Annotated in this window: 14 protein-coding genes; all 14 read right to left on the bottom strand. The window is 65.3% G+C overall.

Annotated features, from left to right (window positions below; translation table 11 throughout):
• Positions 1–52 precede the first annotated feature (52 nt).
• The 14 genes from pqqE to IE126_RS09190 all read right to left on the bottom strand — a co-directional run bounded on the left by pqqE (position 53) and on the right by IE126_RS09190 (position 12,421).
• Entirely contained in the window at positions 53–1,138 is a 1,086-nt protein-coding gene (gene pqqE / locus IE126_RS09255) for a pyrroloquinoline quinone biosynthesis protein PqqE (protein ID WP_189380778.1), read from the bottom strand.
• The gene (pqqD, locus tag IE126_RS09250) at positions 1,135–1,410 is read right to left on the bottom strand and encodes a pyrroloquinoline quinone biosynthesis peptide chaperone PqqD (RefSeq protein WP_189380777.1); all 276 of its coding nucleotides are present in this window, start codon (positions 1,408–1,410) and stop codon (positions 1,135–1,137) included. Before pqqD ends, pqqE begins: the two co-directional genes overlap by 4 nt.
• Positions 1,407–2,150: a pyrroloquinoline-quinone synthase PqqC gene (gene pqqC, locus IE126_RS09245; protein ID WP_189380776.1), complete on the bottom strand. Its 744-nt coding sequence runs from the start codon at positions 2,148–2,150 to the stop codon at positions 1,407–1,409. The genes pqqD and pqqC overlap by 4 nt, the downstream gene beginning before the upstream one ends.
• Positions 2,147–3,034: a pyrroloquinoline quinone biosynthesis protein PqqB gene (pqqB, locus tag IE126_RS09240; protein WP_189380775.1), complete on the bottom strand. Its 888-nt coding sequence runs from the start codon at positions 3,032–3,034 to the stop codon at positions 2,147–2,149. Before pqqB ends, pqqC begins: the two co-directional genes overlap by 4 nt.
• A 7-nt stretch (positions 3,035–3,041) precedes the next feature.
• Positions 3,042–3,143 (bottom strand): pyrroloquinoline quinone precursor peptide PqqA, encoded by a 102-nt coding sequence (gene pqqA / locus IE126_RS09235; protein ID WP_054302900.1) that lies wholly within the window; start codon positions 3,141–3,143, stop codon positions 3,042–3,044.
• Between the two features lie 198 nt (positions 3,144–3,341).
• Complete coding sequence (locus IE126_RS09230) at positions 3,342–4,913, bottom strand: GMC family oxidoreductase (protein WP_189380774.1); 1,572 nt, start codon at positions 4,911–4,913, stop codon at positions 3,342–3,344.
• A 13-nt stretch (positions 4,914–4,926) separates the two neighbouring features.
• Positions 4,927–5,451: a twin-arginine translocation pathway signal gene (locus IE126_RS09225; RefSeq protein WP_054302902.1), complete on the bottom strand. Its 525-nt coding sequence runs from the start codon at positions 5,449–5,451 to the stop codon at positions 4,927–4,929.
• Between the two features lie 55 nt (positions 5,452–5,506).
• A complete protein-coding gene (locus IE126_RS09220; protein WP_054302903.1) occupies positions 5,507–5,902 on the bottom strand; it encodes a VOC family protein in 396 nt (131 codons plus the stop codon).
• A gap of 21 nt (positions 5,903–5,923) precedes the next feature.
• Positions 5,924–6,982: an ABC transporter ATP-binding protein gene (locus IE126_RS09215; RefSeq protein WP_189380773.1), complete on the bottom strand. Its 1,059-nt coding sequence runs from the start codon at positions 6,980–6,982 to the stop codon at positions 5,924–5,926.
• Positions 6,975–8,039, bottom strand: coding sequence for an ABC transporter ATP-binding protein (locus IE126_RS09210; RefSeq protein WP_189380772.1), 1,065 nt, complete (start codon positions 8,037–8,039; stop codon positions 6,975–6,977). Before IE126_RS09210 ends, IE126_RS09215 begins: the two co-directional genes overlap by 8 nt.
• Entirely contained in the window at positions 8,039–8,881 is an 843-nt protein-coding gene (locus tag IE126_RS09205; protein ID WP_189380771.1) for a carbohydrate ABC transporter permease, read from the bottom strand. Before IE126_RS09205 ends, IE126_RS09210 begins: the two co-directional genes overlap by 1 nt.
• The gene (locus tag IE126_RS09200; RefSeq protein ID WP_108129208.1) at positions 8,878–9,747 is read right to left on the bottom strand and encodes a carbohydrate ABC transporter permease; all 870 of its coding nucleotides are present in this window, start codon (positions 9,745–9,747) and stop codon (positions 8,878–8,880) included. Before IE126_RS09200 ends, IE126_RS09205 begins: the two co-directional genes overlap by 4 nt.
• 61 nt (positions 9,748–9,808) lie before the next feature.
• Positions 9,809–11,341 carry an extracellular solute-binding protein gene (locus IE126_RS09195; protein WP_189380770.1) on the bottom strand — a complete coding sequence of 511 codons (1,533 nt, stop codon included), beginning with the start codon at positions 11,339–11,341 and terminating at the stop codon, positions 9,809–9,811.
• 27 nt (positions 11,342–11,368) lie between these two features.
• The gene (locus IE126_RS09190; RefSeq protein WP_054302907.1) at positions 11,369–12,421 is read right to left on the bottom strand and encodes an NAD(P)-dependent alcohol dehydrogenase; all 1,053 of its coding nucleotides are present in this window, start codon (positions 12,419–12,421) and stop codon (positions 11,369–11,371) included.
• Between the last annotated feature and the right edge of the window lie 215 nt (positions 12,422–12,636).

The following is a 12,636-nucleotide window of genomic DNA, read 5'->3' as shown; positions in this document are numbered from 1 at the left end:
ATTGTTTCCAGATGAGCGGGGTGAAGCGGATCTGCTCTCGGGCACTGACGCGCTAGCGCCGATAGGTGAAATCGGTGGTTTCCAGTGGCCGGTCATCCGCCTCGGCCAGCAGCCGGTCCACCAGCCCCCGGTGCGGCGAATGGCGGCAGACCGGATCAGCCGCGCGGGCATCTCCTGCCAGCGCCATCGCCTGACAGCGACATCCCCCGAAATCCCGGTCCCGCCGCGCGCAGCCCTGACAGATGTCCGGCAGGTAATCGGTGCCGCGGAAAGCCATGAAAGCGTCACTGCGGTACCAGATATCAGCCAGCGGCAGGTCGGTCACCTTCGGGAAGCTGAGACCCGGAATCGTCTGCGCCGCATGGCAGGGCAGCACCGTCCCGTCGGGCGCGATGTTCAGACCCGTAGACCCCCAGCCGCCCATGCAGGCCTTGGGATAATCGGCATAATAATCGGGCGGCACGAAGTCGATCTGCATGCGGCCCTTATAGGTGTCGCGTGCAGCCTCCACCGTGACCTTGGCGGCCGCGACCTGTGCGCGGCTGGGTTGCAGGGCGGTGCGGTTCTTCAGCGCCCAGCCATAGAACTGCACACAGGCGACTTCGATCCGCCGGGCGCCAAGCTCGGCCGCCAGCGCAATCGCCTCAGGCAGCTGGTCCAGATTGTGCCGGTGCATCACCGCATTCACTGTCAGCGGCAGGCCGCGCCGGGCGATGCTGTGCGCCACCGCCATCTTGCGGTCAAATCCCCCGGTGTAGCCGCCGATCCGGTCCGCCACCGCCGCACTCGCCCCTTGCAGCGACAGTTGCACATGATCGAGGCCGCGCGCCTCCAGCGCATCCAGCCGCGCCTCGGTCAGCCCGATGCCAGAGGTGATGAGGTTGACGTAAAGACCCGCCTCGCGCGCCGCGCCAACGAGATCAGCCAGATCGCGGCGCGCGGCGGGTTCGCCCCCGGAAAGGTGCAGTTGCAACACGCCAAGGTCCGCGGCCTGACGAAAGATACCGGCCCAGGTTTCCGTTGGCAGTTCGCCATCGGATTTCAGCAATTCCAGAGGGTTGGAGCAATAAGGGCAGGCGAGCGGGCAGCGATGCGTCAACTCGGCCAGCATGGAGATCGGCGGGGGAATGGCGCTCATGGCAGCAGATCCACCAGCCGCCGGTCGCGCAGATCGCTCAGGAACTCATGCACATCCCCGGCAATCTCGGCCTGGGGCGCGGCAAAGCGCGCAGCCAGACGGGTGACGATCTGGCTTTCGCGGCTGCAGTTGTCGACTTCGGTCAGGATGGCATGGGCAATGTCATCCAGCATCAGCGCCCGTTCCGGCCCCAGAAGGACGGGCCGTCCCCGCACGCGGTCGTCATGCAGCCGAACCCCGCGCGGCAGCAGTACCAGCGGGTCGGCGCTCATTGCAACTGTCCCTCACCGGGGCGCCAGGCGCCGGGCGGGATGCTGCCTTCGACATAGCCATGCCAAAGCGCATCAAGCTGCGCCCAAAGCACCTCGGTCTTGAAGGTCAGTGCGGCGGCGGCGGCCTCCTGATCGGCGCGGCTGGTGGCGTGATCCAGAACCCAGCGCAGGGTGAAGGCCACGTCCTTCGGCGCCTCGGTCAGACGGTGGCGGAAATAGGCGGTGGTTTCGGGATTGGCGAAGGGGTAATGCGCAAGCAACCCTTCGATCCGCTGGCCGTGGATGGCAGGCGCGAACAGTTCCGTCAGTGACGAGGCCATGGCCGCGATCAGCGGCTCGTCCCGCACGAAACGCACATAGGCATCCACCGCGAAGCGCGTGGCGGGCATCACGCCGCGCCCCGAGGCGACGTAATCAGGGTCCAGCCCCACCCCCTCGGCCAGTTTCAGCCAGCGCCGGATGCCGCCGCCCTCAGCTTCGCCACCATCGTGATCCTCGATCCGGCTGCGCCAGTTGCGGCGCAACTGCGGGTCGGTGCAGCGCGACATGAAGGCCGCGTCTTTCATCGGAATGCGCGACTGGTAATACCAGCGGTTGATGACCCAGGCCTGCACCTCGTCCATCGTGCATTGGCCGCCATGCAGGCGATGATGGAACGGGTGGCGGTCGTGATAGCGTTCGGCGCCGATCTGGCGCAGACGGGCTTCGAAGGCCTGCGGGTTCGGGCTCTGGTCGGTCATGGGCGGATCTCCTCCTGATCCTGAACGATCTCCCACCCGGCGGCACGCAGGGCGGCGCGTTCGGCACTGGCGGGGTCGAGCGCGGGATTGGTGTTGTTCACATGAATGTAGCGGCGCAGCGCCCGCAGCCCGGCCAGCCGTGCCAGACTGCCCGAGGGGCCGGACATTGCGATATGGCCCATCCGCGCGCCGGTTTTGGCGCCGGTGCCGCTGGCGGGCATTTCGTCATCACGCCAGACGGTGCCGTCGAAGAACAGCAGATCGGCGTCGGCCAATTGTGCGACCAGATCGTCGGTCACTTCGGCGCAGCCGGGGATGTAGTGAAACACGCGGTCTTTGGCTTCGATCCGCAGGCCGATGGTCTGTTCGCCCAGCATCCGGGTATTGGGCGCAGCCCCCTCCAGATATAATGCGACCTTGCCGGGCACAGGATAGGCGGTGACCTGCAGGCCGGGCAGGGGCTCGAATGGCTGATGCAGTGCGATGGTGCGCGGGATCACCAGCGTTGGGTCCAGCACGCCAAAGATAGGGTTCGCCGCCAGATCGGCGCGGGTACCCGATGTGGCCCAGAGGTCAAACCCGGTCTTTTCGCGCAGTGTCAGCAGACCCGCCACATGATCCACATCGGCATTGGTTACGATGACCGCCGCGATGGGTGTGTCGCGCAACCCGCGCGGATGCAGCGGCGGCGCGGCAGCCAGTTGCGCGCGCAGGTCGGGCGAGGCATTCAGGACGATCCAGCGGTCGCCGTCCGGGGAAACGGCGACCGAGGACTGCGTCATTTCCGGGATCGCGCCCGCCCGGGCAAGGGCACAGTTGCGGCAGCCGCAGTTCCATTGCGGCAGCCCGCCACCAGCCCCCGCGCCGAGCGTCCGGACGATCATCGCCGGGTCAGATCACGTCGTCGGAACGACGGTCATCCTCGGCGGGACCGTACATGTTGATCTCCATGCCGCAGGCAACTTCCTTCAGGGTCGGTTTCTTCCAGGCCATGTCATCCTCCTCTGTGCCGATGGCTGACCAAGGCTAGCAGAGTGCCCGAACCGTGCCATTCCACTTTGGTCTTGGATCGGCTGACAGGTGCCCGGTCCCGGGGCGGCATGGCAAGGCAAGCCGGCACCCCAAAGGGTGAACCGGCTTGCCCGCGCCCCTTCCGCCACTGGACAGGCGGAAGAGGATGGCTGTGCTGACCTACAGGTTCTGCCGCGACAGTTCCGCCGCAATGTGGTCTGCCTGCCGGATCGCGAGGGCGACAATGGTCAGCGTCGGGTTTTCCGCCGCGCCGGTGGTGAACTGGCTGCCATCCGAGATGAACAGGTTCGCGATGTCATGGGTCTGGCCATGACGGTTCACCACACCGTCGCGCGCATGTTCCGACATCCGGTTGGTGCCAAGGTTATGCGTGGACGGATAGGGCGGTGTCGGGAAGGTGCGGGTGGCGCCGGCGGCACGATAGATCGCCTCGCCCTGCCGGTAGGCATGACTGCGCATCGCGATGTCATTCGGGTGATCATCGAAATGCACATTGGGTGCGGGCAGACCATATTGGTCCTTCACCGTCGAGGACAGCGTGATGCGGTTGGTTTCCTGCGGCATGTCCTCGCCGACAATCCACATCCCCGCCATCCGTTCGTAATCATCCATGGCCGAGGTGAAGCCACGCCCCCAGCCGCCGGGATCGAGGAAGGCCGCCATGAAGGGCAGGCCAAGCGACAGGGTTTCCAGTTCGTAGCCGCCGACGAAACCGCGCGACGGGTCGAACCGGGCCTCGTCCTGCACGATCCCCGCCATGGTTGTGCCACGCCACATCCGCACCGGCTTTTCGAACACGCCATAGACCGATCCGGTGACATGGCGCATGTAGTTGCGCCCGACCTGACCCGAGGAATTGGCAAGACCATCCGGGAACATCTCGGAGGCGGAGTTCAGCAGCAGACGCGGGCTTTCGATGGAATTGCCCGCAACGCAGACCACGCGCGCCTTCTGGAAATGCTGGTTGCCCTCCTTGTCGGCATAAAGCGCGCCGGTGACGCGGCCGTTTTCATCATGTTCGATGCGCAGCACCTGCGCATTGGACCGCACCTCAAGATTGCCGGTGGCCTCGCCCTTCGGGATATCGGTATAGGCGGCCGACCATTTCGCGCCCCATTTGCAGCCCTGGAAGCAGAAGCCGGTCTGCTGGCAGGCCGGGCGGTCATCATTCTCGACCGAGTTGATGGCCATGCGCCCGGTGGAGACCTCTTTGTAACCCAGGGCAAGCGCGCCCTTTTCCAGCACCTTGTAATTGTTGTTGCCGGGCAGGCCGGGGAAATTGCCGGTGCGGGTCACGCCCAGCTTGGCCTCGGCTTTTTCATACCAGGGCGCCATTTCCTCGGCGTCGATCGGCCAGTCCAGCAGATTGGCACCCGCGACATGGCCATAGGTGGTGCGGGCCTTCCATTCATGCGGACGAAACCGCAGCGAGGCCCCGGCCCAGTGGATCGTGGTGCCACCGACAGCCTTGACGATCCAGGCGGGCAGGCCCGAGAAATCCTGTGCCACGCGCCAGTCACCCGAAGTGGTCCGCGCATCGAGCCATGACAGCTGGCCGAAAGCATCCCATTCGTCATTGATGTAATCCTCGGGAAGATAGCGCCCGCCCGCTTCCAGCGCCACCACCTTGACGCCCTTTTGCGCCAGTTCGTTGGCCAGCACCCCGCCGCCTGCGCCGGTGCCGATAATCAGGACGACCGAGTCGTCATTCAGGTCGAATTTCGCAACCATGGTCCTGTTCTCCTTACAGCCAGTCGATGTCGTCGAAGCCACGGTCGATGTAGCCGCCCTGGCTGAAGGACTCGCCTTCATAGCCGAACAGCGGCCACAGCTCTTTCTGGTTGTAGAGCCCGGTCACCAGCCCGCCCCGGATCTTCTGGAAGAAGGCGGATTTCTCCATCCCGCGCAGCAGGGCCACGCGGTCATCCTCCCATGCGGCATCCAGATAGCTGGCATGGCCCGCCCCCTGTGCTGCGGCATTCAGCGCGGCGATGCCCGCCTCGATCTCGGCCGCGGTTTCGGCGGTGTCATAGCCTTTCACCGCCGTGACATAGAAAGCATCGCCGATGTGATCATGCGGATAGATGTCGCGCGCCATGCGGATCAGCGTGGCAAGCGTTTCGGGCTTCAGTGCCGCCGCCTCATAAGCCCAGGCCGCATTCGGCGCGGCAACGAAGCCGGCGCCGACGATCAGCGTAGTGCCCGCCGCAAAGCTGCGCGCAATCAGCTGGCGGCGGGTCATCCCGCGCCAGTTCGGTTTGGTGGTCATGGTGTCCTCCTTGCTGTTGGCTGAGTGCCCCGCCGCTCCTCCCGGCGGGGTTGGGTCAAAGGTAGCGACCGCCCCGTTCCAGCACCTCGATCTGGTAGCCGTCGGGATCGGCGATGAAGAAGAACCGCGCGATCACCTCGCCGCCGGGGGCGAAGTCGACGATCTTGCGCGGGGCATGTCCAAGGGCGGTCAGGCGGCTGTGTTCGGCAGCCACATCGGGCACCGACACCGCCAGATGACCGTAGCCGTCGCCAAGGTCATAGGGTTGGGTCCGGCCCTTGTTGATGGTCAGCTCCAGCTCGAAGCTGCTTTCGGCATTCGAAAGGTAGACCAGCGTGAACGTGTCGAAATCCAGCCGGGCGGCGGGTTTCAGGCCAAAGGCCTCGTCGTAGAACTTCAGCGTGCGCTCCTCGTCAAGAACGCGGATCATGCTGTGGATGGCCTTGGCCATGGGATGCTCCTTTCCGGTAAATCAGGCGACAAGGCGCCCGTTGCGATAAAGCCGCAGCGCGCTGTCGCGCAGGGTGAAGGCGGCGGTGTCACCGGGGGCAAGCCCCAGCCCGGCCGGTGCCCGCAGCCGCACCTCCCCCGCCGGGTGGGAGAGGGCCACGATCTCGTCCAGCCCCTCGAACCACAGCCGCGCCACGCGGCCCTGCATGGTGCCGCTTGCGCCCGAAAGCCGCGCGTGCTCCGGCCGGAAACCCAGCACGAGGCCATCTGTGGGCAGCCCGTCCGGCAGCGGCAGCGACAAGCCGGTGCCCGGCACGACGGCCCACCCCGCGACGGCCAGCGCGGGCAGGAAATTCATGGCGGGCGAGCCGATGAAATGGCCGACATGCGTGGTGGCCGGTCGTTCGAACAGATCGCGCGGGCGGCCTGCCTGCACCACCTCGCCATGGTTCATCACGATCACCTCTTCGGCAAAGGTCATCGCCTCGGTCTGGTCATGCGTGACCAGAACCATGGTCACCCGGAATTCGGCGTTGATTTCCTTGAGGATGCGGCGCAGCTCGAATTTCATCTGCGGATCGATGACGGTCAGCGGCTCGTCCAGCAGGATTGCGGCCACATCCTCGCGTACAAGCCCACGGCCCAGCGAAACGAGTTGTTTCTGATCGGCCGTCAGGGCATTGGCGGGCCGTTTCAACAGTGGTGTGAGGCCAAGCCGTTCGGCAATTGCCTCCACCCGTTGGCGGATACGCGGGGTCGGGACGCCCCGGCAGACCAGCGGGAAGGCAAGGTTCTGCCCCACCGTCATCGAGCGATAGATGACCGGCACCTGAAAGACCTGCGCGATATTGCGCTGGCCGGTGCCCAGACGGGTGACATCCTGCCCGTCGAACAGCACCCGCCCTTCCGAGGGATGCAGCAGGCCCGAGATGATATTGAGCATGGTGGATTTGCCGCAGCCCGACGGCCCGAGCAGCGCATAGGTGCCCCCGTCGCGCCAGGTCATGTCCAGCGGTTTCAGCGCATGAGGCGCACCGGGGGCATAGGCATGGGCAAGCTCTTGCAACCGGATCTCAGCCATGGCTGGCTCCTTTCGGGATCAGGGCGCCATTGGCACCGAAGACCAGCGCCTTCCCCAGATCGAGCATCAGGCCCAGTTCGGACCCCAGCCGGTGATCGGTCACCGCCCGCTCCAGCATCACAAGGGGCTGCCCCCCCGCCACCAGATGCGTGACGGTTTCCGAGCCGGAAACCTCGGTCAGGGCGACGCGCGCGGGAAGGGGGCCGCCGCTGCGGATATCCTCGGCCCGCAGGGCCAGCGTGTAACGCCCCGGCGGCAAGGCGCGGCCTGTTGCCCCGGCGGATTGCGGCCCCAGATGATCCAGCACAAGGCCGCTTTGGGTGATTTCGGCTGCCAGCAGGTTGATCGGCGGGTCATTGACCACCCGCGCCGCCTCTAGCGTGGCCGGGGCACCAAACACGGCACGAGGCGGCCCGGCTTGCAGAACCCTCCCCTCGGCCATCAGCACGGTGCAATCGCCCATCTGAAGTGCCTCGCGCGGGTCGGTGGTGGCATAAAGCACCACGGTGTCGCTCTGGCTGCGCAAAAGCTCTGCCAGCTCCTCGCGAAGCCCTTCGCGCAGCTTGTAATCCAGATTGACGAAAGGCTCGTCCAGCAACAGCACCGGCGCGCGCTTGACCAGTGCGCGGGCAATGGCCACACGCTGCTGCTGCCCGCCCGAAAGCGCCGCCGGACGCCGCCCGGTCATCTGCGCCAGACCGACGCGCCCCAGCATTGCAGCCGCGGCCTCGCGGGCGGCCTCGCGCGGTTCACCGCGCCGGATCAGCGGAAAGGCCACGTTGTCCAGCACGCTCAGATGCGGGTAGTTGATGAATTGCTGGGTGACCATGGCCACCGGGCGCCGCCAGGGTGGCAGGCGTGACCAGTCGTTACCCGCTAGTGAAATCTGGCCCGATTGCGGCTGCACCAGCCCGGCCACCGCGCGCAGAAGCGTGGTCTTGCCCGCCCCGGTGCGGCCCAGCAGGGTGGTCATCCGCCCCGGCTCAGCCTCGACACTGACCGCCGCCAGATGCGGCACGCCACCCTCGGTCAGGGATAGATCGCGCAGCACCAGCATCAGCGCACCGCCCCGGCAAGACCGCCGCGCGACAGGAAGCGCTCGACCACGACGGCGAGCACCGCCAGCGGCGCGACCGAGACGATGGCCGCTGCCGACAGCGCCCACCATGGCGTCACCGACGAGTTCAGCGCCACGATGGAGACCGGCAGAAGCTGCGTCTTTGTGAAGGTCAGCGTGAAAGCGAAGAAAAAGTCGTTCCAGCCGAAGATCAGGCAGAACATCCCCGCCACCACGAGGCCCGGCATCACATTGGGCAGGATGACACGGAGGAAGGTGGTGACCGGGGGGCAGCCGTCCATCCAGGCCATCTCGTCCAGACCGCGCGGAATGGTGTTGAAGAAATCCACCATCACCCAGACCGCAATCGGCATCAGCAGCGCAACATAGATCAGGATCAGCCCCGGCAGGCTGTCGAGCAGCCCCAGCCAGCGCAGCATCAGGAAGAACGGGATCGCCAGAACAATGGGCGGCATGATGCGCTGGCTGATGAAGAAGAAGGTGATGTCGCCATTGCGGATCGGCCCGGCGCGAAAGCTGAACCGTGACAGGCCATAGGCGGCCAGGGTGCCAAGGATCAGCGCGATGGCCGATCCGCTCAGCGTCACGACCAGCGAGTTCAGATAGGGTCTGACGATATTGACCCCGCCTGCGCCGCCGAACAGCGACTGCCAGCCACCCAGCGAGGGCTGGTATTGCAGCCATGGCAGCCATGTGGCGCCGCCGGTCACGCCATTGGCGGTCTTGAAGCTGGTGGTCAGCATCCAGAGGAAGGGGAAGATCACGAAACCGGACCAGAGCGTGACGGCCAGATATTTCAGGGCGAGGTAAAGCGTTCTCATGCCCGCGCCTCCCGCACCATCAGGCGGATCAGCGCCTTGGCGATCAGGGTCAGCGCCACGGCCATGATGACCAGATAGGTCAGCGACAGCGCGGCAGCGTAGCCGATCTGGAAATCGCGCATGCCCCGGATGTAGATGTAATAGCTGACGGTTTCGGTCGCGGTGCCCGGCCCGCCCGAGGTCAGCACATAAACGGTTTCCATGATCTTTGACGCCTCGATGGCGCGGATCAGGATGGCCCCGACCGAGATCGCGCCCATCATCGGGAAGGTCACCGACAGGAAGGTCCGCACCGGCCCCGCCCCGTCGACCCTGGCGGCCAGGAACGGTTCGGACGGCAGCGAAAGCAGCCCCGCCAGCAGCAACAGGAACATGAAAGGCGTCCATTGCCAGATCTCGACGATCATCACTGCGGCGAAGGCATGGGTGGCCTGTGACAGCCAGGGCTGGGCGCCGATGCCAAGGGCTTCGAGGATCGGGTTCAGCGGACCGAGGCTTTCGTGAAAGATCGTGCGCCAGATCACCGACATGACCACCGGGGTTGTCATCATCGGCACCAGAAACAGCACACGCAGGAAGCGCCGCGCGGCAATGTCTCGCCAGACCAGCAGCGCCAGCGCGAACCCCAGTACATATTGGATCAGCACCGTTGACAGGCTAAGCAGAGAGAGGCGCCAGAGTGCCTCCCAATAGCGGCTGTCGTCCCAGAGCCGGGCATACATCGCGCCGCCCGCATTGTTCAGGCCGGGATTGTAGACATCCCATGACGAAAAGCTGACGCGGATGGTGAAGATCAGCGGGAACAGGATCACCGCAACCAGCACCAGAAGGCCGGGCAGCAGGAAGATGTATTTCTGGCGATACATGGCGGTCTCGGGCATGGACGGGCGGGCGGAGGGCCGGGTCTGGCCCTCCGGGCGAATGCGCTCAGCGGTCTTCCAGCGCCACGACGTTGGCATAGGCCTCGCGCACGCGGTCGGCGCCGATGCGGTCGACGATGGCGGTCCATTCGGCGGCCACGCCGTCCAACGCCTCTTGCGGCGACTGTTCGCCCGATTGCGCACGGGCCACCCCTGCGGCAAGTGACGACATGAACTCGCCCACCCCCGGCACGCGCAGGTCAAAAACCTGGTTCGGCGCAGTGTCGATGCCCTTCAGCGTTGCGGTATAGGTTTCCGCCACTGCGGCATCCCAACCCATTTCCGTCTCGTAGAAGGCCGGGTCGAAATGGGTATCGCGATAGGGGTTGATCCCGAAGCGCCCGATCTGAAGATCGGCCAGCGTATTGGCCTCGTTCGCAAAGAAGCACAGATAGTCGAAGGCCATGTCCTGATTGGCACTGTCCTTCGCCACCGCCGAGGTCCAGCCCCAGGTGACATAGGCGACGCGGTTGGGCTCGTCGAATGTATCCCACTGGCCGGTCTTGCGGTTCCACACCTCTTTCGCGCCCGGCAGGATCGCGGCCGCCACCTTGTTGCGGATCGGGCTGTCCTCCTGCATCGCCTGGATGAAGGCATCGTCCCAGCTGTAGGACATCAGCGTCTGCCCGCCGCCGAACGAGAAAATCTCGTCCCCCAGCCCGAAAGAGGTGCCTCCGGGCGGCATGGCGGCCTGCGCCGCGACGAACAGTTCCAGCCCGCGCACCCAGCCGGGCGTGTTGACCAGCGGGGTCATGGTTTCCAGATCGAAGAAGAACCCGCCCTTCACATCCGGGTGCTTGGCGTAAGGCGCGACCCGGCTGATGAAGGCGGAAAACATCAGGTCATCGCGCTTCGTCACTTCGGCGGTGCCGAAATCCGGCGCGCCGTCGTCGTCCCAATCCATGTTGGTGAAAACCGAGGCGACCTCGTTATAGTCTTCCCAGGTGGCGGGCACAGTCAGCTCGCGCCCGGTCTTTTCCCTGAACAGCGCCTGCATCTCGGGGTTCGAGAACACATCCGAGCGGTATTTCAGGTAATGGCGGTCGCCATCCATGGTGTATTGCAGCATCCGGCCTTGCCAGCCGGCGATGCCGCGATAGGTTTCCGTGACTTCCTTCATCCCCGCGACCTCCTGATAGGCGGCGGGAACCTCGGCCAGATAGGGGTTGAAATCCCCAAGCCAGAGCGAGCCGTAGAACAGCACGTCATAGGCGGCCTGTCCGGTCTGGAACGGGATCATGATGCGCTGGAACAGATCGCCGAAGGGCACATGCACAACATTGACCGTGGCGCCGGTGAGTTCCTGAAACTGCCGGGCATGCAGGGCGGTCGGCTCGCCGATCACCGGGATCGCATGGGTGATGATGTTCAGCGTGCGGCCCGTGTAGTCCTTGGCGTCGATCGCCTCGAAGCTGCACAAGCCCGGAACATCGGCCTTGATGCCGTATTGGCTGTAGTCCTCGGCCGTGGCCATGCCGGTCGCAAGGCCAAATGCCACGGATGCGTAAAGCGCGCGCTTCAGCGCGGTGGTGGTGTTCATCTCTGTCTTCCCTTGAATGGTGGCAGTTCAGGGCACCAGAACGGCGCGGCCGCGGATCTTGCCGTGATGCAGGTCGCGCAGCGCCTGATTGGCCTCGGACAGGCGGTAATGTTTGGTCGCCAGCTCCACGAGGCCGCGATCCGCCAGGGCCATCAGCTCGGTCAGTTCGGCCCAGGTGCCGACCAGATTGCCGATGATGTTCTTTTCGGTGATCACCATGTCGACGGTGGGCACGCGGATATCTTCGCCATAACCGACGACATAGTAGCTGCCCGCCGCGCGGGTCATGTCGAGGCCCTTTTTCGTCGTGCCCTTCTCGCCGACGAAGTCGATCACCGCCTCGGCGCCCTTGCCGCCGGTCAGGGCCAGCACTGCCTCGACCTCGCCGCCATCCGCCTTCACCAGATGATCGGCCCCATGTTCGCCAGCCAGCGCCAGCGAGGTGTCGGAGATGTCGACCACGATGATGCGCGCCGCGCACATCGCACGCAGCACCTGAATGCCGATATGGCCCAGACCGCCCGCGCCAATCACCACCGCCGCCTGATCGGGCAGCAGTTGCTGCGCTGCCTTCTTGGCGGCGCGATAGGCGGTCAGCCCCGCATCGGCATAGGGCGCGACATCGCGGGGCGCGAGCGTCCTGGGCAGGGCGATGAGGTTGCGCGACGAGGTCAGCAGCGCCTCGGCATAGCCGCCATTGCTGTCGAGCCCCGGAAACTTGCCGTCGCCATGCATGTCATGGCCGCGACGGCAGGCGATACAGGTGCCGCCCGTGACCTTCGGATGCACGATCACCGGATCGCCCTTCCTGAATCCTTCGACCTCGGCGCCGACCTCCTCGACCCAGCCCGCATTCTCGTGCCCCATGATCAGCGGCAGCAGCCCTGTGCCCGTCGGATCGGTATGCGGGCGCCAGATCCCCTCGATGATATGCAGGTCGGTGCGGCAGACGCCCGCGCCACCGATGCGCACGATCACGTCGTTCGACTTGACGATCCGCGGGTCCGGCACGGTTTCCTCCGTCACCCAGACGGGTGCGGTCAGGGCCGGGTCATAATGATGAAGAACCTGTGCTTTCATGGTCTGGCGAGCCTCCTGGTGACCGCCCTCCCCGGCGGTGATGGGGGCAAGTTTCCGCAGAGGCAGGGGACGCGGCAATGAAAGCCCATGCTGCGGATGCAGCCGTTCGCAAACTGGACGAAGGTGCCGGAAATACCGTTCAGGAACTGGACGCCCGCCCGCGCATCTGCCTGAGGCGCTTTGGAAAATCCCCATGTGTTCACAAACTGGACGAT

Origin of the sequence: Gemmobacter nanjingensis, from assembly GCF_014652195.1 — a bacterium.
GTDB lineage: Bacteria > Pseudomonadota > Alphaproteobacteria > Rhodobacterales > Rhodobacteraceae > Gemmobacter > Gemmobacter caeni.
The sequence above is the reverse complement of the archived record's forward strand: the minus strand, read 5'-3'. Positions and strand labels throughout refer to the sequence as shown.